Source organism: Sinorhizobium sp. NG07B, assembly GCF_002532005.1.
In the GTDB taxonomy this organism is placed as follows: Bacteria; Pseudomonadota; Alphaproteobacteria; order Rhizobiales; family Rhizobiaceae; genus Sinorhizobium; species Sinorhizobium fredii_C.
Genome location: NZ_NWTD01000007.1, coordinates 222577 through 244944, shown reverse-complemented (window position 1 = coordinate 244944; position 22368 = coordinate 222577). Strand labels below are relative to the sequence as shown.

Here is a 22368-nt window from a genome sequence, read left to right as displayed (position 1 = left end):
CTAATCTATTCCCGCCCGCCTGAAGGGGCCCGCGGCATACGTATCAGCGAACATCGAAGCGGCCGAACCGGGCTTCGATGCGGGATTGGAGATATTCCAGGCAGACCGAGAGAAGCCAGTAGATCATCGAGGCGGTGATCAGCATCTCGATATGACGGAACTCCGTCTGTCCCTGGGTGCGGGCAAGATACATCAGCTCCCAGACCCCGACGACCGATACGAGCGAGGAATCCTTCAGCATGGCGATGAATTGGTTGCCGGTCGGCGGGATGATGACGCGCATTGCCTGCGGCAGGATCACCAGCCCCATGGTCTGGGCGGGACTGAGCCCCAGCGCCGTCGCGCCCTCGGTCTGGCCGCGCGGGATGCTCTCGATGCCGGCCCGGAAAATCTCGGTCATATAGGCGCCGTAGCAGAGCGAAAGGGCGAGAATACCGGCAGGCACCGCACTGATGACGTAGCCGACCTGAGGCAGGCCGAGATAGATGATATAGATCTGCATTAACAGCGGCAGGCCGCGAAACAGCGAGGTATAGAAGGTCGCAAAACCGTAGATGACGCCATTCTTCGACAGTTTCGCTATCGCCCCGGCCAGCGCGATGACGGTGGCGACGGCGATCGAGATCACCGATATGTAGAGCGTCGTGACGACGCCCTGCGAGACCAGGAAGCCGATCTTCTTGGCGATGAAGGCGAAGGACAGGTCGAAAGAATAGAAGAACAGCATCAGCAGCGCGAAGAGCTCAAGCCAGACCCCAACCACCTGCCAGTGGCGCGGCAGCTGGCGCAGCGCCTTCCAGTTCACTGCCGCCGTGAGGGCAATCATCGATGCGCTGAGGAATTGCCCGAGCGCGGGATGGGCGGCGAGCCAGTCGGAAGCGGCCGGCAGCAGATGCCCGATCCAGGTCGGACTGATGCCGAGGCCGTAGATGCCGAGCGTGACGAGCGCCAGCATCAGCAGAAGGCCGGTGCGCCGCGCCGCGTCCGGGTAAGTCAGTACCAAGCGACCAATCATCGAAACCTCTCCGGCGTTCAGGCAGCGCGCTCGCGCCACCAGTCCTGGGCTTGCAATTTCCAGTAGGTGAGCTGCGCCACGGCAAGGCCGGCATAGCCGCCGGCCCAGACGAGCCCGAAGGACTTGAAGAGCTTGTAACGGTCGGACTGGCCGAGGATCGCCTCCGCAACGAGCTTCCCGCCGATCGCCGTCGTGTTGAGTCCGTGGCCGCCGAAGGCGGTGCAGTGCCATACGCCCGGCTGCATCTCGCCGATCTGTGGCATCAGATGGCGGGCATAGGACATGAGGCCGGACCAGGCGAGCTCGGTCTTCAGTTCTTTCAGTTGCGGATAGGTTCCGACCATCTCGCATCGCAACTCCCGGGCGAGCGCCGCCGGCGAAGCCGCCCTTGTGGTGATCCGTCCGCCCCACAACAGCCGCTTGCCGCCGTCGACCAGCCGGTAATAGTCGCCGGCCCGGCGGTTGTCGCCGACCGCGTCGTCGGTGGCGATCGCCGTGCGGATGAGCTCCGGCGCTTCCTCGCTCAGCATCACATAGGTGGCGATCGGCAGGAAGGCGCGTTTCAGCGGGCCATGCAGCCGGCCGCTATAGCCTCCGGTGGTGAAGACGACCTGACGGGCCTTGACCTTGCCGCGAATCGTCTGGACGGTTTTCTCGGCCGCGCCGAGAGCCGTCGCTATTGCGGCCGACCGCTCGTAGATCCGCCCGCCGAGGCGCTCGACCTCGTCCGCGATGCCGCGGAGATAGTTCAACGGGTGCATGTGAAAGGCGCGTCCGTCCCTGAGGCCGTGGAAGTAGCGCTTCGACTTCAGGACCGAACGCACTTGGTCGGTGTCGAGATAGTCGAGCGTGTAGCCATAGGCGCGCTTCATCTCGTCCGCATGCGCTTTCAGGCTCATGCCATCGTCATAGCGCAGCACGCTGACGAGGCCAGGCTGCGGACGGGCGCCGTCGATCTTCAGCTGCTCGATCGTATCCCGGACGAAATCGACCCCCTCGATCGACAGGTGATGCAACTGCCGGGCTGCTTCGGCTCCTGCCCGCCTGGCGATCTCGGCGCTGCCGGTGGCAAAACCCGGGCTGACGAAGCCGCCGTTTCGGCCTGAGGCGCCGAAGCCGATGCATTCGGCCTCGAGCACGATCACCGATTGGCCGGCGCGAGCGAGTTGCAGCGCCGTTGTCAGACCAGCAAGGCCACCGCCGATGATGACGGTGTCGCATTCCACCGCTTCGGACAGAACTGGTCTGACCTTCGCATCGGTCATCGTCTTTCGGTAATAGGTATCGGGATAGGACATGGTCACCCGCGGATCGCTCACATGGACAGGGCTGCGGGCGGTTTGGCCGCCGCCCGCAGATAAGGATCAGTCGGCGCTATAGTCCTTGCCGTACCATTTGGTGGTGAGCGTTGCGAGCGTGCCATCCTTCTTCATCTCGGCGAGGATCTCACCGATCTTCCTGGTCCAGTCCGGATCGACCTTCTCGGCAATCACCACCAGCGGTTCCCTGAAGGCGTATTCGCCATCGAGAACGCGAAGCGGATAGCCGTTCTTGATGGCGTTCATGGCGGTCTGTTCCGGCGCGATGACGGCGTCGAGCCGCACGCCGTTGCCGAGGCGCAGATCGTCGAAGGGCAGCATGGAATCGGCAAAGGTGCGGATCTCGCCCGGCTCGAGCTTGTACTCGACCGGCGGCAGGCCGGGTGCGTCGATTTCAAGCTGGCGGCGAATGAAGTCCTCCGAGGTGGTGGCCGTCTCGACGCCGATGATCTTGCCGTTCAGATCGGCAACGGACTTCGCCTGGCTATCCTTGTGAAGAACATAGACATAGGGGCTGTAGTAATAGATGCCGGCGAAGTCGATCACCTGGGCGCGCGCCTTGGTCGGGGTGACGGAACCGACGCCGAGATCGTAGCGACCCTGCCAGCGGCCGCCGGTCAGCGTTGCCCAGTCGGGCGTCTCGAAGCTGATTTCGACGCCGAGCCGCTTGGCGATCTCCTTCGAAACGTCGATGTCGAAGCCGACCATCTCGTTATTGTCGTCGAGATAGCTCTGGGGTGGCCAGCCGCTGTTGGTGGCAACGACCATGGCCTTCTTGTCCATGACCCGGTCGAGCGTTTCGCCCGCCTCGGCGGTGGTCACGAAGGCCCATGCGGCAGCGCCGATGGCGAGCTTGGCAAACAGTTTTCTCACGCAATCCTCCTGTACAAATCGATCAGTCGAAAGTTCCCGTTTATGTAAGATGTCTGACAACTGAATTTGCAGGAGCCAGAGATCGGCTGTCAAGGCCGAATGGCTGCCTCTACTCATGAAACGAAGTGATGAAACCATGCGTATTGGTGATGGCAGGACGGGGATGCGCGGCAGACGCCTGTGCCTGAAAGTGGCCCTTACGACGCTGGCGGCCCGTCCCGGATCATCGCGAAATAGTCGTCCAGGCCCACCTGGCCGCCTTTCAGCGCCACCTCAATGTCGTCGATCGACAGGTCGCCGCTGTGGGCGGTGCAGAGCGGCGAACCGGGCGACTGCGGCAGCGGCAGGCGCAAGGTCAGCGCGTCCACCGAAAGCTGGCCCAGCGCGTGGCTCGAGGTGTCGCCGCCGGCGATGACGGCGCGGCGAAGGCCCGCCCGTTTCACCAGTTCCTTGAGGAGCAGGCCGAGCCGCTCGCCGATCCGGTGGCGCGAGCCGTCCTCCAGGCCGATGGCATTGCCGCGATCACTCGAAGGCCCGAGCGCCGTGTAGAATATAACACTCCGCCCCTCCTGCAGAACCCTCAGGCCGCGCGCTATCGCCTCCTCGAGCGCAGCGCCGCTGTCGGCCGCGACCAGCACGAGCGGATCGACGCCGATGCCGTCAAACCCGTTCTGAAGAGCATGGCGGATCTGGCGCTCGGTGGTCGGCGAGACGCTGCCGGAGACCACGGCAATCCGGTCGACGGGACCGGGAGCCGTGAAGACCGGCGCTTCGCCGATGAGCCCCAGCCTCTGCCACTCGCGGACGAGCGCATATTCCACACCCGAGGAGCCGCAGGCGAACTGGCCGCCGGCACAGCGCTTGCGCCAGAGCTGCCGCCCGACGGCGGCCTGGCTCTCGGCGCCCGCGACATCGAGGAGGACGATGTCGTTTCCCTCGGCAAAGGCGAAATCCGCGGCGGCGTCGGCGTTGGAGGAGGCGAGCTGGGCGATGTCGACCAGCCCCGTCTTCAGCGACGTCTGGCGGGAGAGGTGCAGGCGGATGTCTGCCTCGTCCATGGGCGTCACCGGATGCCGGCTCATCACCGGGTGACGGTCGATACGATAGGTCTCGCCGCGAAAGGCGGCAAAGAGATTGCCGAAGCTCGTGTAGCGACGGATCTCAGGAGCGCCGAGCACCAGCGGCACCGGCGCCCTGCCGAAAATTTCGCGGCCGATCTCGATCGCCTTGCCGATATTGCCGACCGCCGGGCTGGAATCGAAGGTCGAGCAGACCTTGTAATGGGCGATCTGCGCCTGAAGCGACTTCAGCCAGGCGAAGGCCGAAGGGAGATGCTCTGCCATCCAATCCGGTGTCTGGCTGCGGCTGGTGCCGGCAAGGCCGAAAGCACGGCAATGGGCGAAACGTTCGAGCAGCGCCGCCTCCGGGATCTTGAGGAACAGGGCCGTTTCGACGCCATGCGAGGAGAGCGCCTCCATGACGTCGGTGGAGCCGGTCAGGTCGTCGCCGTAGTAGCTCAGCAATGGTGTCTGCATGCGCGCCCTCCGTGGATCATCGATGTGTTCAGGCGCCCTTGCCGCCGGAAAATTTTTCGAGGGACTGCGCGAGTTCCGGATGGTCTTTGGCATAGTCGGCTAGCGGGATACCGGCGACCGCCGCCTCCCAGGCCTGGCGCACCGCCCTGACGCCGGCGCCGGCGCCGCCCGGATGGCTGACGATGCCGCCGCCGCAGAGATAAAGCAGATCGGTCGAGCCGCCGGTACGGGCATAGGTCTCAGGCGCCTGGCCGCCCCACTGGCCGGAGCCGACGACCGGCAGCGGGCAGTCGCGTTCGGAAAAGAGCGGCGTGCTGACCGCCTTGAACGATTTGACGAAGCTCTCGTCCGGCTCCCAATACTTGACGCGGATGCCGTTGATCTGGAACTGGTCGACGCCGATCAGCCGCCAGAACTGCTGCCAGACGGAGAATTCCATGCCGAGGCCGCCATGGCGGGTGAGAATATCCCAGCCGTTCCGGTGCGCATGCAGAACGATCCCCGAGCGCTTGCGCAGAAACGCGACGCCACCCATGCCGATTGAATTGATGTTGACGACGCCGGCATTGCCGCCCGCCTGAACGACGAGGTCGTGATTGCGCATCATCTCGTCCGGATCGGCGTGCGAGATGCCGAAGGCGTACATCACCTTCTTGCCGGTCTTCTGCTCGTGGTCGAGAATCCGCGGCATGATCGCGGCGACCCGCTCCTTCAGCGGCGAATAGGCCGGGCTCATCAGCTTCTCGTCGTCCTTGACGAAATCGACGCCGGAGGACACGAGGTCGCCCACCAGCTCCGCCGTCTCCTCCGGCCTGAGACCCAAGGCGGGCTTGACGATGGTGCCGATGATCGGGCGCTTGTCAACGCCGGTCAGCCGGCGGCTGCCGGCGACGCCGAACTGCGGCCCGGGATGGGCGGCAGCAAATTCCGGCGGCAGTTTCAGGTCGACGACGCGGATGCCGGTCATCCCCTTGATCGAATAGACGCCGCCGATCGCGATTGTCATGAGCGCGGCGAGATCCGTGCCGATCGCATCGAGCGGAAAGGCGATCTCCGCCTCGGCCCGGTTGAAACGCTGTGCCCCGCCGCCCTCCTCCGGCCAGGCGGGCCGGTCGGCCGGCTCCAGATGCCTGATGGCGACGACCCGAGCCGCGACGCGCGCCTTCAGCTCCTCGGTTTCCCCCGGCACCGGCACGAAGGTTCCGGTCGACTGATCGCTGGCAATCTTTGCCGCCATCGCCTCGACGTCGCCGGGTGTCTCGATGCGGTAGGTGATGCGGATCACGGCGGTTTGCCCCTCATGAAAATCAGTGGCCTCGTTCCCTCAACTGGTATAATGAGTATCTGAGCTGCGCAAGCGAAATCGCGTGAGCGGCCGGTGAGGGCGAGATTTCCTCGCCACGGAAAACGTGCATATAGAGGGACGAGCGAGAATAGCGGTGGAGTTCACATGGCGATTCAATCAGAACCTATCGTCCGCAGGAAGCTTTCCGACGAGGTCTTCGCCCGGCTGAAGGCGCTGATCGAAACCGGCGAATTGCAGCCCGGCGACGAGATGCCGTCGGAGCGGATGCTGATGGAGCGTTTTCAGGTCGGCCGCCCGGCCATTCGCGAAGCCATGCAGACGCTTGCCAATATGGGGCTGATTGAGATTTCGCATGGCGAGCGCGCCAGGGTGCTGCAGCCGACGGCGCAATCGCTCCTGAGGCAGGTGGACGTCGCCGCCAAGATCATGCTTTCGGCGTCCTCGGACTCGCTCGAGCACCTGAAGAACGCGCGAATCTTCTTCGAGCGCGGCATGGTGCGCGAGGCCGCAAGCCGCGCTACGACGGCCGATGTCGCCGCGCTCGAGGAGATCTTAAAGCGCCAGCGCGCCGCGCTTGGCAATTCCGACTCCTTCATCGCCGCCGACATGGCCTTCCATGGCCGCATCGCTGAGATCTCCGGCAATCCGATCTTCAGTGCCGTGAGCGAAGCGATGCTCGGCTGGCTCAAGGAATATCATACGGAAATGCTGATCTGGACCGGCAGGGAGAACGTGACGCTCTCCGAGCATGCGGAGATCATCGACTGCATCCAGCGCGGCAAGCCTGATGAGGCCGAGCAGTCGATGATCAAGCATCTCGAGCGTTCGCGGGCGCTTTATGCGCCGAAGGGCAAATAGATTACGCTTGGGAGCGCTCTACCCCCTGTGGCCTGCCGCAGTGGCAAACCGATTAGAGAATTTCGATCCGGGCGACCGCATAGGCCGGGAGCACAACGTCAGCACTTTCATGCGGCCTCGCCTCAGGCTCTCTTGCGCCGTTGCGGAGCCAGCCTTCGTCCAAGAGGAGGAGTCTCCGCCTCCCCGGCTCGGCGAGCGTCACCGTCTGCGGATTGGGGGTGAGATTGGCAAGCAGCAAGGTGATCGTACCATCGAGTTCGGCGCCGAGCCCTAGAACCCGATCCGCCACGCAGGTCTCGATGGCGATGCCCTCGCCCCCAGAAAGCTCGGCAAGCCAGCGCAACACATAGAACAGCGGCCTCGGGAAGCCCTCCTTGACCGGCTCGCCCGGCCCGGCCACCAGCCCAAACGGACCGGCAAGCGTCGAAAGCGTCAGCACCTCGACTTCCGCCTCCGCCACGGTCGCCGCATAGGCGAGCGTCCAGGCGGCGCCGAAGAGCGCATTGTGACGCGGATCGCGGTTGGCCATGGCGATACGCTTGCCGGACGGATTGTCCTTTGTCTGGCTGCCATAAGGGTTCTGGCGCATGGCGATGGTGGAAGGGCCGATGCGGTAGGGCTTGTCGCCATAGATCACCCGCACCGAGCGCGTCACGTCGCGGAGCGCTTCGAAGGTCTGCATGACGCTGAGATCATCGGCAGCGTGGACGATCGGATTGGTGCAATGTGTCACATAGGCGAGCCGATTGGCCGGCGCGCGCTTGCGGTTGAGCTCGGTGAAATAGCTGAACATGCCGCCCCCGAGCGGCACGCCGGGAAAAGCTCTTTGCGCAGCCTGATAGACATCTTCGAGCGGCGGGCATTCCGGCCAGGCGCTGCCCGGCGGCGTCGATTGGCGGTCGACCGATGGCGACACGGCAAGGCTTGCGAGCCTCAGTCCACTGTCACGCACCATCCGGGCGATCTCGCCCAGCTCGTCATCCAACGGGCGTCGGCAAGGAACGAAGCATTCTAGCGTCACCGCTGCGCCGGATGTATCGGCCATCTGCCGGAAGTGCCTCAGCGCCGCGGCGCCATGGCCGGCACCCGGATCGAAATGGCAGATCAGATGCCGCGTACCCAGCACGCGGATCAGTCCGGCTTCGAGAAGCTCATCGCCCGCCTCGTCGGGTCGAAGCCCGATACCGATTGCCGGCAACTTGCCTTGATCGCGCCTCAGCGAAATTTCGATCGGGACCGGCTTTGTAGCGACCACCGCAACGGCATCGAGCTGGCGGATCGATAACCGAACGGCCTGGTGAACCGTCTCCCCGGCTTTCAGCACATAGGGCCAGGGAAGCGCCAGCGGCCGCACATAGGTTTTGTAGGAGCCGTCGGTCCAGTTGCGCTGGTCCTCCATTTCGAAGACGTCGCCGATCATGCGGCACTCGGCCTCGATGCCGGGCATCACCTCATAGGTAATCGCGGCGATATCCTTGAACGGCTGCCAGGGCTCGATCAGATCGGGGAAGACCGAACGCTCGACCGAACCATCGCCATGCTCGACCGTTACTGCCCGGCCGGCGACGCCCACGATCGGATGCAGGATCGCAAAGCCGGCGCGCGCCGTTTCGAAATCGCGATCCGGCGTGAAGCGTGCATCGAAGATGAGTGCGTCGGGGAAGACTTCGATCGTCGCTCGGCAGTCGAGGACGGCCCCGTCGGGCGCCCGGAACCGGGCATCGTATCGGGCGATCGTCGCCGCCTCTTCCTCTTCGACGGTCAGTTCGGTGATTGCAGCCTCGCATGTTCCCCAATCCCGGTCGCGCACCAGAAAGGAAACCGCCCGCAGCACCTCCTTGCCGGAAAAACGGATCATGCGCAGATTGCCGCCGACGAGCTCGGCGCTGAGCCGGCCTGCTTCGAGGCGCCGCGGCACCGGCTCCGGCTCTTCCGTCCCGAAGAGGAGAAAGATGCGGGAAGCCGTCATCCGAGGAAATCCTCGACCGGCACGGTCTTGCCCTTGGCGGCGCTGCGATAAGATGCCTCGACCAACGCAAAGGTCTTGAGATTGTCCCTTCCTGAGGTCTCCGGTTCGCGGCCGGCGCGCAGGCAGTCGACGAAGTGCTGCTGGATCAGGCTGACGCTCTCCTGGATATTGTGCCAGGGCGCCGAGGCCCAGGGGAGAAGGCGCGGCTCGACATCCGTCACCTTCGTCCCCTCGCGCGAATGAACAGAAAGACGGTAGCCCTGCGAGAGCCGCAGCGTCCCCTTGCTGCCGTCGACTTCCAGCAAGGTTTCAGGAAAAGGCTCGACCGGCAGCCTGGTGGCGTAGCTGCAATCGACGATCGACGTGACGCCGCCGCGATGGTCGAGCATCATCGTCGCGACGTCCTCGCCGACGATCTTCGGATTGATGCGGCGTGTGCGGGCAGTCACCGACGCCGCATCGCCAAAGAGGTAGCGCGCGATGTCGAGCGCGTGGATGCCGAGGTCCTCGATGATGAAGCGCTTGCCGGTCGCGAGATATGGCTGGCCGGAATAGACGTCATAAGCCGACCGGAAGCTCACCCGACCCCAGAACACCTCGCCGATTACGCCGCTGTCGATTGCGGCCCTGGCGGCCCGGATCGGCGACTGCCAGCGGAAATTCTCGTGCACCATCATAGGCGCGCCCGTCGCGGCACAGGCGGCGACCATCGCCTTGGCGTCTTCCATCGTCGGCGCGATCGGCTTTTGGCAGATCGTCGGAATGCCGTTCAGCGCTGCCATCTCGACCAGCGGCCGGTGGCTTCTGACGGTCGTCGCAATATCGACGAAATCAAAGCCGCCATCGGCAAACAGATCCTCGGCCGAAGTATAGCGCCGCGTGACGCCGAACTCTTCGCCGACCGCCCTAAGCCGTGCGGGATCGCGGTCGCAGATGGCGACGATCCGCGCCCCCTCGGTGTCGCGCCAGCCATGCATCTGGTTGACCGCGAAAAACCCGCAGCCGATCAGGGCGCCCTTCAGAATTGCCATTCAGTCAACCTTTCTTCGCAAGCTGCATCAGCGTCACCTGCTGCTGCAACCGGCGTTGCGCCTGGTCCACCACGACCGCGACGATGATGACAATGCCCTTGATGACCATCTGCCAGAAGGACGAGATGCCCATCATGACGAGGCCGTCGGACAGGATGCCGATGACGAAGGCACCGATGATGGTGCCGCCGATCGTGCCGCGGCCGCCGGACATGGAGGTGCCGCCAAGAACGGCTGCGGCGATGGCGTTGAGCTCGAAGGAATTGCCTGTCGCAGGATGCGAGGCCATCAGTTCCGAGGAAATAACCAGGCCGACGATCGCCGCGCAGAAGCCGGAGAACATATAGACGAATATCTTCACGCGATCGACGCGGATGCCGGACATGCGGGCGGCCCGCTCGTTGCCGCCGACCGCGAAGATGTGGCGGCCGATCGGCGTGTACTTGGCGACGTAAGCGGCGGCGAGCGCCACGACGATGAGGATCCAGATCGACACCGGCAGGCCGAGAAGCCGGCCGGAGCCCAAGAAGGCGAAGCCGGTCGTCGACAGTTCCGGCTTGCCGACGAGGTTCGGGAAGGTCTGGCCGTCGGAGGAAAGCAGCGCGAAACCGCGCGCCACATAAAGCGTGCCGAGCGTTGCGATGAACGGCGCGACGTTCAGCTTGGTGATCAGCAGGCCGTTGATCGCACCGATCAGGATGCCGACGGCGAGCGTGATCAGACACACCTCGAAGACATTGAAATAAATCGTGTAGCCGAACTGCAGGTCGATGCCGTTGAGGATCAGCCCGCCGGCCACCATGCCGCAGAGCCCGACGATCGACCCGACGGAGAGGTCGATGCCGCCGGTGATGATCACGAAGGTCATGCCCATGGCGAGGAAGGCATTGAGCGCCACGTGCTTTGACATCAGGATAAGGTTGGCGGTCGACAGGAAGTTCGGCGCGAAGACCGAGAAGAAGGCGATCACCGCGAAGAGCGCGATGAACGTCCTGAGCTTCATTAGCGTCAGCAGCAGAGAGCCGTTCGGAGCTTCCGCAGCGTTGGTGGTGGTCGTTGCCGCTGTCATCAGGCGTGTTCCCTTGTCGTCTTGTGGCCTTCGGCCGAAGCCTTCACGATCAACTCTTCCGTCGCCTCGGCGCGGTCGATGACAGTGACGAGCCGTCCATTGCTCATGACGGCGATGCGGTCGGAGAGCGCCATCACCTCTTCGAGGTCGGAGGTGGAAAACAGGATCGCCAGACCCTCGCCTGCCAGCCGCCGCATGGTGCGGAAGACGTCCGCCTTGGCCCCGACGTCGATGCCGCGGCTCGGCTCGTCCATCATAAGCACCTTCGGCCGGGTCATCAGCGCCTTGCCGATGACCACCTTCTGCTGGTTGCCGCCCGACATCGACGTGACCTCGAAATCGGGATTGGGCGCCTTGATGGAAAGATCGCCGATGGCCGCCTTGATCGCCGCCCGCTCCTTGTCGCCGACGATATGGAAGCCGAAGCGCAGGAAGCGCTCAAGGCTCGCCAGTGTCAGATTGCTGGCGATCGACAGCGCCTGCACCAGCCCTTCGCGCTGGCGGTCCTCCGGGATTAACGCCAGGCCGCGCCGGATCCGGTCGGAAGTATCGCATGTGGAAACATCGGCGCCGCCGACATGGACGCGTCCGGTCGAATGCGGATGCTGGCCGATGACGCATTCGAAGAATTCGCTTCGGCCGGCACCCATCAGCCCGTAGATGCCGAGCACTTCACCGGCCCGCACCGAGATCGACATATGGTCGACGGCAAGGCCGCCGGTGCGGCGCGGCAGGCAGATGTCCTCGGCGCGGAAAACGTCTTCACCGAGGCGGTGATCGACCGACTTGGCGAAATCCTTCGCGTCCGACCCGATCATCGAGCGGACGATCCACTTCGTGTCGATGTCCCTGACCATGGCATGACCGGTGATCTGGCCATCGCGCAAGACCGTGATGTAATCGCCGATCCGCATCAGCTCTTCGAGGCGGTGGGAGATATAGACGATCGCCACCCCTTGCGCCTTCAATTCGCGGATGACCTTGAAGAGCACATCGACCTCGGCCGCCGAAAGCGCCGAGGTCGGCTCGTCAAGAATGAGGATACGGGTATCGAGCGAGATCGCCTTGGCGATTTCCACCAGCTGCTGCTGACCGATCGGCAGGTCTTCGACGAACGTCTCGGCATCGATGCCCGCATCGAGCCGATCGAGGAACTCGGTGGCTTTCGCGACCTGGGCACGATGATCGATGCCACGCAGGCCGCGCCTGATTTCGCGCGTAGCGAAGATGTTTTCGGCGACCGAGAGATTGCCGAAGAGATTAAGTTCCTGGAACACCATGCCGATGCCGTGGCGCTGGGCATCGCCGGGCGAGTGGAATTCGACCTCCTCGCCGTCGAGCAGGATGCGGCCGAGCGACGGCTTTTCGACGCCGGCGATGATGCGCATCAGCGTCGACTTGCCGGCGCCGTTCTCGCCGACGAGCACGTTCACCGCCCCGCGCCTGAGCGCCAGGTTGGCGTGGCGCACGGCGACGATACCGGAATAGACCTTGGTGACGTCCTCGAGGCGCAGAACGCAATCGTCGTTCTCGGGCGGGTGCAAGCTCATCCACTCACCGTCAGCTGCGCCGGCACGAACAACGGCAGCTGCCCCTTGGCGGGCTGCGGATAGGCGCCGATCGCCTCGAGCTTCCTGCCGACGAGCTGATCGCGCGTGAGCTTTTCGAGCACAAGGCCGTTCACATGTGTGTTGAAGGCCTTGCCGTACTGGGCCCACTCGATCTGGTTCTTGAATTCGTTGAAGTTGACGAAGTCGAGGCTGTCGCGGATCGCCGTGCCGCGGATCGCCGGACCGATCTGGACACGCGCATCCGCCTTGCCGTCGCCATCGGCGTCAACCTCCACATAGGCCGAGCGCGATTTCGTCTCCGCCTTGATGATGGTGCCCGAAAGCCGCGCGGCGAAGGTCCAGGGGCTGCTTCCCTGCTTCTCCTTATGTCCGTATTTGGCGCCGGCCGCATCTGCGTCGCTTGCCGCGAGCGAGGCGACCTCCGAGAACGGCCCCGCTTTCCTGTCGAGATAGGGCACGACCTTGCTGTCCCATATCTCAGCGACCATCCGATCCGGATCGAAGCCGCCGGAAGCGGATTGCGCCGTCTCTTCGGCCGTCGGCGTCCTGATGATCTTGCAGCCCGCGAGAGCCATCATCACCGCAAGGAATATGACGGACGCGCCCCTTGTACTTGGCATCGAAAGCTACTCCATAGCCCCTGCGACGCGGCTGGACCGCGTCGCAGGTCAGGAAGAGGGTCAATTGGTGAGCGCGAAGGTTTCGAGCTGGTCGGCGTTCTCGCTGTTGATCAGTACGCAGTCCATCAGCTGCTTTTCTTCCGCCGGCTTCTTGCCGGTGGTGATGAACTCATGCGCCTGCTGGACCGCCATCTGCGCCTGGGCGTAAGCCGGCTGCAGCACGGTCGCCTTGATGCCGCCGGACTTGATCGAGTCGCGCACGTCGTTGGAACCGTCGAAGCCGACGACGATGACGTCCTTGCGGCCGGCGGCCTGCAGCGCGGCGATCGCGCCCATGGCCATCGTGTCGTTGCCGGAGATGACGCCCTTGATGTCGGGATTGGCCTGCAGGATGGTTTCCATCTTGCTGTAGGCCTCGGTCTGGCTCCAGTTTGCCGATTGCTGCGCCACCATCTTCAGCTCCGGATATTCGTCGATGACATCGTGGTAGCCCTTCGAGCGGATGCCGGCATTGAGATCGGATTCGCGGCCGAGCAGTTCGACATAGTTGCCGGATTCGCCCATCAGCCTGACGAATTCCTCGGCGCCGAGCTGGGCACCCTGATAGTTGTTGGAGACGATCTGCGAGACGGCAACGCCGGTGGCGTTGATTTCTCGGTCGATCAGGAAGGACGGCACTCCGGCATCCTTGGCCTTCTGTACGGCGGCTATCGAGGCTTCCGAGCCGGCATTGTCGAGGATGATCGCCTTGGCACCGCGGCCGATCGCCGTGTCGATCAGCTGCGATTGCTTGTTGGCGTCGTCGTCATGGACGAGCACGAGCGTCTCGTAGCCGAGCTCCTTTGCCTTTGTTTCGGCGCCGACCGCCTCGGCCTTGAAGAACGGGTTGTCATGCGACGGCGTGATGATCGCGATGAGGTCGGCCGCGTAGGCCGGAATGGCGGACCCTGCCGCCAGGAAGGCCGCAAAGGCGGCCACGGTCATTCTGCGTGTCAGTTTCATCGGTTCTTCCTCCCAGGTTGAAAACGGCCGGAGTTGCCCTCCGGTTTCTGCAGATCAGGTGATGCGACGGATGCTGTCGGCGATTTCCTGCGGCTCGAAGACGCGCTTCCAGTCATCGCGCATCAGCATCGGCTTGCCGAACTCGATCGCCTTGTTGCAGGCATCGGAGAACACGCCCTCGACCTCTTCGAAGATCACGGCGCCGAGCACGTTCATGTGGCCGAGCAAGAAGTCGCGCGCCGCCTCTTTCGGCACGCCGCGGGCGACGCATTCGTCCATCGCCTCGCGCATGACGACGAGCAGCGAGGCACAGACCGTTTCCGACAGGCCGGGCTCGAGCAGCGCCATCTGCTCGACGGTGACGCGATGCGAGCGCATCACCGGCGCCCAGATGATCCTGGCGATCTCCTCGCCCTTGGCGTAATCCGCCTCCGGTCCCTGCATCAGCGCCGAGACGATGTGCTGCTTGGCGGCAATGCCGCCGAAATGATCCTTGCGTGCCGCAAGCTCGGTCTCGTCGTTGAAGATCGGCGGATGGCAGGGGTGAGTGACAAAATAGGTGAGGTCATCGCGCCGCGGCAGATGACCGGCAAAGGGTGCGGCCGCGTCGAGGACGACGAGCATCGTACCTGGCTTCAGCCTCTCGGCGATGCCGGCCGCCACCTTGCCGATCGCCGTGTCCGGCACCGCAAGGATTATGACTTCCGCACCGTCGAGAGCAGTATCGAGAGAGACCGTCTCGAGCCCCAGCTCCCTTGCCAGCCGCGCTTTGCCGATCTCGCTCACCTCGACGTGACGCACGTCGAAGCGCGATCCCTTCAGGTTCTTGGCCAGTCGGCAGCCCATCTTGCCGCCGGCACCCAACAAGGCAATCGAAGTCATCTGTATCTCCCGCATCATGTTGCCGAAGCGATAACGCAGCTGGTATGATGAGTCAATGAGCATATCAGCGGAAATATTTACCTGCCCCTTGCAATTCTTGCCTAATCCTGCAGGACTCAAATGAATGTGATAACGAAATGATTTGACATCCGCCGCAAGAGAGGCGACAGACCGCCCATGAAAGAGGCCATCAGTCAGCGACAGCACCTACGCGAGGAAACCGCGCCGCTTCGTCGGCACATCCTCGACGAGCTGGCGCAGCTCCCCTGGGATGGTCTGCGCTACAGCCACACAATACCCGGGCTTTCGCTTTATCGGGTCGTCGAGCCAGCCGGGCCCTTCTCCGCCGTCTATGAGCCTAGCCTTTCGCTGATCATCCAGGGAAGCAAGCGCGTTCATGTCGGCAACCAGACCCTCCTTTACGACGAGTCCTGCTTTTTCCTGACGGCTCTGGGGCTTCCGGCGACCGGGCAGATCTGCGAGGCGAGCCTTGACGAGCCCTATGTTGCGGCGTCGCTCCGGCTCGACCTCGAGAAGCTTCGCCGGATCATCACCGATCACGACCTGCACCCGGTGGGGCCACCGGAACGCGACCTTGTCGGCGTCGCCGTCGGCGCCGCGACGCCGGAGCTGTTTGACGCCTTTCTGAGGCTGATTTCGCTTGCGAAGGCTGCGGTGGACATCCCATTCCTGTCCAATCACATCCATAACGAAATCCTCTACCGGCTGCTCACCGGCGAGCAAGGCGCGCGGCTCAGGCGCTTTGCCCTTGCCGGCACTAACAGCAACCGTGTCGCCCGGGCGATCGCCTGGCTCAAGGAGAACTACGCCCGGCCGCTGCGCGTCGAAGATCTAGCGGAGGTCGCCAATATGGGCGTATCGACGCTGCACCACCATTTTCGCGCCATGACCGCCATGAGCCCACTGCAGTTCCAGAAGCATCTGCGCCTGCACCATGCGCGGGAACTGATGCTGTCGCAATCGCTCGACGCGGCAACCGCCGCGCTCAGGGTTGGATATGAGAGCCCGACCCAGTTCAGCCGTGAATATCGGCGCGCCTTCGGCCAACCGCCGCTGCGCGATATCAAGTTAATCCTGAACTCCAACGACGCTGCCAGCCGAGATTCGATCGGCTAGCGCCGCAGAGGCGCAGACGGCCGATGATCACGATCCCGTCACCGCGACAGGAATAGGCAATAATCCGACAGGATCGAATCTACCGGGCGAAAGGCCGGTCTTCTAAGGTGCGGCCGCAGTCTGGCGAATGGCTGCGGCGCGCGGGCAGGCATATCTGCACCTATTTTGAGGCCCCCGCGCCTCAACGCGAGGAGAACACCATGGCAATTGTGACTATCAACGGCGTCGAGCACTCGGTCGACGCCGCGGCGGATATGCCGCTTCTTTGGGTGATCCGTGATCTGGTCGGGCTGACGGGCACGAAATTCGGCTGCGGCATGGCTCAATGCGGTGCTTGCACCGTCTATGTCGATGGTTCGCCGGTCCGCTCCTGTCAGACATTCATCGGCGACATCGAAGGGGCTAAGGTCACCACCATCGAGGGCCTGAAGGGCAAGGTCGCCGAAACGGTCCAGTCCGTCTGGGCCGATCTCGACGTTCCGCAATGCGGCTACTGTCAGTCCGGCCAGATCATGTCGGCAACCGACCTGTTGGCCAACAACCCGAAGCCAAGCGACGAAGACATCGACGCCGCCATGTCGGGCAATCTCTGTCGTTGTGCCACCTACCATCGAATCCGTGCCGGCATTCACGAAGCCGCAAAGCGCCTGGAGGCCTGAGACATGATCCCCAAACTGATGCAATCGATCACCCTCCCTGCCGGACGGGTCGAGGCGTCCCGGCGGCAGTTCCTCATCGGTGCATTCGCAGCCGGCACCGGCATCGCCGTCGGCTTTCATCTCCTGCGCGCAACCCCGGCGACAGCGGGCGAGACGCCATCGGCAGAAGGCGCGCATTCCTTTTCGCCCTACCTGACCATCGACGGCGACGGAAAGGTGACCGTCCTCTCCTCCCAGTTCGAAATGGGACAAGGCTCCTATAACGGCATCGCCACGCTGGTGGCGGAAGAACTCGACGCCGACTGGTCGACCATCGACGTGAGGGGAGCTTCCGGCGATGTCAAGGCTTACGGCAATGTCGCCTTTGGTGGCACGATGCAGGGCACCGGAGGCTCGACCTCCATGGTAACCTCATGGGAGCGCTACCGTAAGGCCGGTGCCGCGGCCCGGGCGATGCTCGTCGCCGCCGCGGCGTCCGAGTGGGGCGTCGAGGCGGCGGAGATCACCGTCGAGAAGGGCGTTCTCTCCCATCCCTCCGGTAAGAGCGGCGGCTTCGGCACCTTCGCCGCCAAGGCGGCGACGCTGCCGGTTCCCGCCGACGTCAAGCTGAAGCAGCCGGGCGAGTGGAAGTTGATCGGCAATTCCGAGTTGAAGCGTTTCGACAGCGCCCGCAAGGCGAACGGCACGGAGCAGTACACGATCGACGTCAAGCTTCCCGGGCTGCTGACCGCGGTGATGATCCATCCGCCGCTGTTCGGCGCCAAGGCGAAGTCCTTCGATGCGTCGGCCGCACGCGCCGTCAAGGGCGTGGTCGATGTCGTCGAAACACCGCGTGGCGTCGCAGTGGTCGGCGAAAACATGTGGGCGGCGATCAAGGGGCGCGAGGCAGTCACCGTCGCCTGGGACGAGACGGCGGCGGAAAAGCGCGGTACCCAGCAGATTATGTCTGCCTACCGCGATCTGGCAAAGAAGGGCCCGGTAGCGCTCGCGCGCGAGGACGGCGACGCCGAAGCTGAATTCGCCAAGGCCGCCAAGGTCCTCGAGGCGAACTTCGAATTTCCCTACCTGGCGCATGCGGCGATGGAACCGCTGAACGCGGTCGCACGCATGAACGAAGACGGCACGCTGGAGATCTGGGGCGGGCATCAGTTCACCGACGTCTACCAGAAGCTCGCCGGCGACGCGGCCGGGATCGCCCCCGAGAAGGTACGCCTGCACGTCATGAAGACCGGCGGTAGCTTTGGCCGGCGGGCCGTATTCGACGGCGATGTCATCGTCGAAGCCGTGCACGTCGCCAAAGCCATCGGTTTCCGTGCGCCGGTCAAGATGCAGTGGACGCGTGAGGACGACATGCGGGCGGGCCGCTATCGGCCCGCCTATGTGCACAGCCTCAAGGCCGGTATCGACGACAGCGGGAAACTCGTGGCCTGGAACAATCACATCGTCGGTCAATCCATAGTGGCAAAGACGGCGTTCGAGGGCATGGTCAAAAACGGCGTCGACCCGACCTCCGTCGAGGGAGCAAGCAATCTTCCCTACGTCATTCCCAACCAGACGGTCGGCCTGACGAGCACGGAGGTTGGCGTTCCGGTTCTATGGTGGCGCTCCGTCGGCTCGACGCACACGGCGTTCGCGGCCGAAACCTTCCTCGACGAAGTTGCCGAGGCGGCGGGGCGCGATCCTGTAGAATTCCGTCTGTCGATGCTTGAGCCCGACTCGCGTCACGCAACTGTGCTCAAGCTGGCGGCGGAAAAGGCCGGGTGGGAGAAGCCCTTGCCTCAGGGCCTCTTCCGGGGCGTCGCGCTTGCCGAAAGCTTCGGCTCGGTGGTCGCTCAGATCGCGGAGGTCTCGACCGACGGCAATGGCCAGATCAAGGTCGAACGCGTGGTCGCCGCCGTCGACTGCGGTCTGGCGGTCAATCCGGACCAGGTCCGCGCCCAGGTGGAGGGCGGCATCGGCTTCGGCCTTGGCGCCATATTGGGCGAGGAAGTCACGCTGACGGACGGCCAGGTCGATCAGGGCAACTTCGATATGTATACGCCGCTGAGGATCGATGCGATGCCGAAGGTCGAGGTCCACATCGTCGCCTCCGCCAACCCGCCGTCGGGCATCGGCGAGCCTGGCGTGCCGCCGATCGGCCCTGCCGTCGCCAATGCCGCCTATAAGGCGCTCGGCAAACGGCTGCGCGTCATGCCGTTCTCGAAATCGCTGAACGCGTGAACTTGGTTGCCCGGTCGGCTCTGGCCGGCCGGGCAAGAGGCAATCGCATCCCGCCGGACGTACGGCGCTGCAGCTAGTTCACCGCGACGACCTTGCCGGCTGAATCGAGCCGGCACCGGATTCGCGCCTGGCGGACCTGGATGCTTTTCTCACCCGCATAGTCTATGCTGACAACGAGCGGGGCCGTGAGCGCCCCGCTGCGATGCCGGAGCAGGGAACCGGCGCTTGCCGCACGCACACGCACGCCGCCGAGGGGCGACGCAGCCGATGCTATTGCCTTTTGGCAGGCTCGAACGACGCTTTTGGGGGTCCCCGGAACCGCTGCGATCGTCAACGGCAGGCGTACGGGATAACCCCATTCGCCGCGCTCATGGGCGGACTTCTTCTTCAGCGGCCAAAGGATGCGTGGCAGAACGATGGACGTTCGCGCGTTCTTTGTCGGCGCAATGGAGATGATCCTGCCACCACCGCTGCTAGCCCCTGCGGTCAAGCCTCCGCTGGACGTCCGGGTCCCGGATCCGGGACCAGACGCAGACCCGGAACCGGGACCCGCGGCCGAACCGCCTGAAACCGCGCCGGAAGCGGGAGCTGTCCCCGCACCGCTCGACGAGCCGGCATTCGAGCCGGCACCCACCGACAGACCGCCACTTTTGTTGCCGAGATTGCCGCCAACCCCAAGGCTGGCGCCTCCGCTTCTGTTGAGCGAGGTTCCGGCCTTTGCTCCACCTACCCCTTTGACGCCGGCGCCGACCCCTGCCGAGACGCCGTTCTTATCGACCCCCACCTCGGCGCCGACGCCGACCGGGCCGACTTTTGCGTTAAGGCCTAAGGCATGAGCAGGGCCGATCGCGATTGCGATCAGGACTGTGGCAGCTAGGTACTTGCGCATAATCCGGTTCCTCATTTTGGGCCAAGTAGCCCTTGAATAGCTCGCCACCTCTTCTATCAGCGGCCACGGACCTGCGGCCGCGTGGGGAGCAGTTCCTCGGGAAGCGCAAGCGTCACCGATTGAACCGATCGCGTTGGCTTGCCGAGTTCCACCTTGCGGACTTCCACCGATCCACCGCGCTTGCGCGCGACGGGCTTGACACGTGGATTGGCGCGATCGCCGGCGCCCGCCTTCCGTCTCTGTTCCACGCTTGCCGCGGGGCGTTGAGCTTCCCGCTTCGGAAGCTCGACCTCGCTACGCTCCACCGCCGCCAAGCTCAGCGCCAATTGCTTCCTTGCCGCGTCGCGTTCCTGGCGCGCGGTTTCGAGATCGCGCGCCAGCGATCTCGCCTTCTCGCGCTCCAGGCCAAGCGCCTCGCCAGCCCGGCTTGCCGTAGCCTCGGCGACCCTTCCGGCTTGTCCGGCTTGCAATGCGGCCTCTTTTGCGGCCTGCAGCTCGGCACGAGCTTGCAAAGTGGATTGGCGAAGAAGGGCGAGTTCCCGTTCCTGGATGGCAAGCTTGCGCCGCTTCTCGTCGAGGACCCGACTGGCATCGCTCAGCGCAGCCTCCGCGGCATCGCGCGCCCTGAGCACCGCAGCCTTCGACCGGATCGCGCCGGCTGTCTCGGTCTGCAGGCGCTCAACCTCACGCTGCGCCATCGCCCGGTCGCGGGCGAGCCCCTCGGCACTCCGGAGCTCGTTCTCGAGAGCTCGTTCCTGGTCGGCCGCCATCGCGGCAGCCTTGCGCGCCTGTGCGCCTGCCTCGTCGGCGGCACGCCGCATCGCGTCGAGGTCGCCTCTCGCCGCCGCCAAATCGCGACGGAGACTGTCCTCGCGCTGACGACCTGCGAGCAGCGCGCCCCTTTTGATCGCGTCGATCTCCTTGTGCGCCGCGAGAAGCTTCTCCTCCAGGGCCGCGCGTTCGCGCGCGGCCACTTCAGCGGCCTGCTTTGCGGCTTGCAGCTCGGCACGCGCCTGCAAGGCCGATTGGCGTAGGAGGGCGAGTTCCCGTTCCTGGGCGGCAAGCTTGCGCCGCTCGTCGTCGAGGACCCCCCGGGCATTGGTCAGCGATGTCTCCGCGGCATCGCGCGCCCTCAGCGCGGCAGCCTTTGATCGGATTTCTCCGGCCGTCTTGATCTGCAGACGCTCGATCTCCCGCTGCGCCAGCTCCCGCTCGCGCGCGAGCCCTTCGCCCCTCCGGCGCTGGTTCTCAAGAGCTCGTTCCTGAGCGGCCGCCATGGCGGCAGCCTCGCGCGCCTGCGTTCCGGCGTCGTCGGCGGCATGCCGCATTGCGTCAAGGCCGCCTCTCAGCGCCGCCAGCTCGTGGCGGAGACTGGCCTCGCGCTGACGCCCGGCCAGCAGCGCACCGCTCTTGATCGCGTCGATTTCCTTGCGCGCCGCGAGAACCTTTGCCTTCAGGGCGGCGCGTTCGGCGCGTTCGCGCGCCGCCACTTCCCGAGCCTCGTTGGCGTCTGCCACCGCGGCTTCCCAATCTCGCGCCGCCTTCGCCTGTTGCTGCAGTTGAATCTTCAATGCTCCGACATCGGCCCGGGCGGCGTGGAGTTCCTGTGCCAGGGTGGCAGCCCGTCGACGCTCTGTAACGAGGCGGCGATAGTGCCGCATGGCGGCGTCACGCGCAGCCTGACGTGCCGCGCGCGCTTCTCTGCGAGCCTCTTGGAGATCCATGCGAAGAGCCGCCAGTTCACCAAGCACCGTTTCACCCCTGGACCGTTCCGGTTGTTGCGATTGCGCCGACTGAGCTGCGCGTTGCCACCCTGCAGGCGGAACCGCCGCGACATTGGTCGTCGCCAGCGATGGCGGCATTTCGGGCGCCGACATCCGTCGCTGGACCTTCGTGACCGGACGCTGATCGCTGCCGCTTCGGACCTGCAGGCGATCGGTTATCAGCTTGGCCAGTTCATTCTCGGAGAGACCTGCCGCGGGCAGGCGTCCGATGCCCGGAAGTTCGAGCGTTCCGCCTGTCCCGATCGTGAACGTGTCGTTCAGCAACGTACCCTCGGCTACCCCGCCAAGCAAGGCATGCCATCCGGAAACGCTGATCTCGACCGTGTCTTGCGGAGCAAGCCTGGCGTCGGGCGCCGTCTCGCCTTTTGCGGGAACTCCAAGGAGCAGGAAGAGGCAGAACGGAACTATTCGGAGTGTGGCCCTAAGTGATGCCCGGCGGGGTACAGCGCTCTCGCACGGCGCCTGCGACTTGTTTACGCGATCCATGACTGATCCTTCCGGACATGCGCGCCTGGCAAGCCAGTCATGGCGCACAGCGCTTATGATCTGCAAACATAACGTTCAGGGTAACAAAGCTGTTTCGCGGCGGTGAGGTTGAAATTGGGTTAGCGGCATCCGCCAATATCCTT

At 64.4% G+C, this 22368-nt stretch carries 18 protein-coding genes; 4 read left to right on the top strand and 14 right to left on the bottom strand.

The genetic code is table 11. From position 1 onward, the window contains the following. Positions 1–43: 43 nt before the first annotated feature. The 5 genes from CO664_RS22160 to oiaX all read right to left on the bottom strand — a co-directional run bounded on the left by CO664_RS22160 (position 44) and on the right by oiaX (position 6027). Entirely contained in the window at positions 44–1015 is a 972-nt protein-coding gene (locus CO664_RS22160; RefSeq protein WP_050988199.1) for an amino acid ABC transporter permease, read from the bottom strand. A gap of 17 nt (positions 1016–1032) precedes the next feature. Continuing rightward, positions 1033–2313: an FAD-binding oxidoreductase gene (locus CO664_RS22155; protein ID WP_097539916.1), complete on the bottom strand. Its 1281-nt coding sequence runs from the start codon at positions 2311–2313 to the stop codon at positions 1033–1035. A 66-nt stretch (positions 2314–2379) separates the two neighbouring features. Beyond that, positions 2380–3207 (bottom strand): transporter substrate-binding domain-containing protein, encoded by an 828-nt coding sequence (locus CO664_RS22150; protein ID WP_097539915.1) that lies wholly within the window; start codon positions 3205–3207, stop codon positions 2380–2382. Between the two features lie 197 nt (positions 3208–3404). Beyond that, entirely contained in the window at positions 3405–4742 is a 1338-nt protein-coding gene (locus tag CO664_RS22145) for a four-carbon acid sugar kinase family protein (RefSeq protein WP_097539914.1), read from the bottom strand. Positions 4743–4770: 28 nt separating this feature from the next. Beyond that, positions 4771–6027 carry a 3-oxo-isoapionate-4-phosphate decarboxylase OiaX gene (gene oiaX / locus CO664_RS22140; protein WP_097539913.1) on the bottom strand — a complete coding sequence of 419 codons (1257 nt, stop codon included), beginning with the start codon at positions 6025–6027 and terminating at the stop codon, positions 4771–4773. Between the two features lie 165 nt (positions 6028–6192). Here oiaX and CO664_RS22135 point away from each other — a divergent pair, with 165 nt between their 5' ends. Then, positions 6193–6906, top strand: a complete 714-nt coding sequence (locus tag CO664_RS22135; protein ID WP_037415969.1) for a transcriptional regulator NanR — start codon at positions 6193–6195, stop codon at positions 6904–6906. A 52-nt stretch (positions 6907–6958) separates the two neighbouring features. Here CO664_RS22135 and CO664_RS22130 read toward each other — a convergent pair whose 3' ends face one another. From CO664_RS22130 to CO664_RS22100, 7 genes are read right to left on the bottom strand one after another with little or no spacing between them, the layout of a single operon-like run. Beyond that, positions 6959–8875, bottom strand: a complete 1917-nt coding sequence (locus tag CO664_RS22130) for a hypothetical protein (RefSeq protein WP_097539912.1) — start codon at positions 8873–8875, stop codon at positions 6959–6961. Beyond that, positions 8872–9906: a Gfo/Idh/MocA family oxidoreductase gene (locus CO664_RS22125; protein WP_037415964.1), complete on the bottom strand. Its 1035-nt coding sequence runs from the start codon at positions 9904–9906 to the stop codon at positions 8872–8874. The genes CO664_RS22130 and CO664_RS22125 overlap by 4 nt, the downstream gene beginning before the upstream one ends. 4 nt (positions 9907–9910) lie before the next feature. Continuing rightward, positions 9911–10975 (bottom strand): ABC transporter permease, encoded by a 1065-nt coding sequence (locus tag CO664_RS22120; RefSeq protein WP_037415961.1) that lies wholly within the window; start codon positions 10973–10975, stop codon positions 9911–9913. After that, positions 10975–12525, bottom strand: a complete 1551-nt coding sequence (locus CO664_RS22115; RefSeq protein WP_097527452.1) for a sugar ABC transporter ATP-binding protein — start codon at positions 12523–12525, stop codon at positions 10975–10977. Before CO664_RS22115 ends, CO664_RS22120 begins: the two co-directional genes overlap by 1 nt. Next, entirely contained in the window at positions 12522–13166 is a 645-nt protein-coding gene (locus tag CO664_RS22110; protein WP_097539911.1) for a DUF2291 family protein, read from the bottom strand. Before CO664_RS22110 ends, CO664_RS22115 begins: the two co-directional genes overlap by 4 nt. Before the next feature lie 60 nt (positions 13167–13226). Beyond that, positions 13227–14168, bottom strand: a complete 942-nt coding sequence (locus CO664_RS22105) for a D-ribose ABC transporter substrate-binding protein (protein ID WP_097527450.1) — start codon at positions 14166–14168, stop codon at positions 13227–13229. A gap of 54 nt (positions 14169–14222) precedes the next feature. Further along, positions 14223–15050: a phosphogluconate dehydrogenase C-terminal domain-containing protein gene (locus CO664_RS22100; RefSeq protein ID WP_097539928.1), complete on the bottom strand. Its 828-nt coding sequence runs from the start codon at positions 15048–15050 to the stop codon at positions 14223–14225. A 177-nt stretch (positions 15051–15227) separates the two neighbouring features. Here CO664_RS22100 and CO664_RS22095 point away from each other — a divergent pair, with 177 nt between their 5' ends. From CO664_RS22095 to CO664_RS22085, 3 genes are all read left to right on the top strand, one after another. Next, positions 15228–16187 (top strand): AraC family transcriptional regulator, encoded by a 960-nt coding sequence (locus CO664_RS22095; RefSeq protein ID WP_097539910.1) that lies wholly within the window; start codon positions 15228–15230, stop codon positions 16185–16187. A gap of 200 nt (positions 16188–16387) precedes the next feature. Next, positions 16388–16846, top strand: a complete 459-nt coding sequence (locus CO664_RS22090) for a (2Fe-2S)-binding protein (RefSeq protein ID WP_097527448.1) — start codon at positions 16388–16390, stop codon at positions 16844–16846. Positions 16847–16849: 3 nt separating this feature from the next. Next, positions 16850–19066, top strand: a complete 2217-nt coding sequence (locus CO664_RS22085) for a xanthine dehydrogenase family protein molybdopterin-binding subunit (RefSeq protein WP_097539909.1) — start codon at positions 16850–16852, stop codon at positions 19064–19066. 73 nt (positions 19067–19139) lie between these two features. Here CO664_RS22085 and CO664_RS30790 read toward each other — a convergent pair whose 3' ends face one another. Together CO664_RS30790 and CO664_RS22075 are read right to left on the bottom strand one after the other, a co-directional pair. Further along, the gene (locus CO664_RS30790; RefSeq protein ID WP_097539908.1) at positions 19140–19955 is read right to left on the bottom strand and encodes a helicase; all 816 of its coding nucleotides are present in this window, start codon (positions 19953–19955) and stop codon (positions 19140–19142) included. 56 nt (positions 19956–20011) lie between these two features. Continuing rightward, the gene (locus CO664_RS22075) at positions 20012–22225 is read right to left on the bottom strand and encodes a polysaccharide biosynthesis/export family protein (RefSeq protein WP_097539907.1); all 2214 of its coding nucleotides are present in this window, start codon (positions 22223–22225) and stop codon (positions 20012–20014) included. Between the last annotated feature and the right edge of the window lie 143 nt (positions 22226–22368).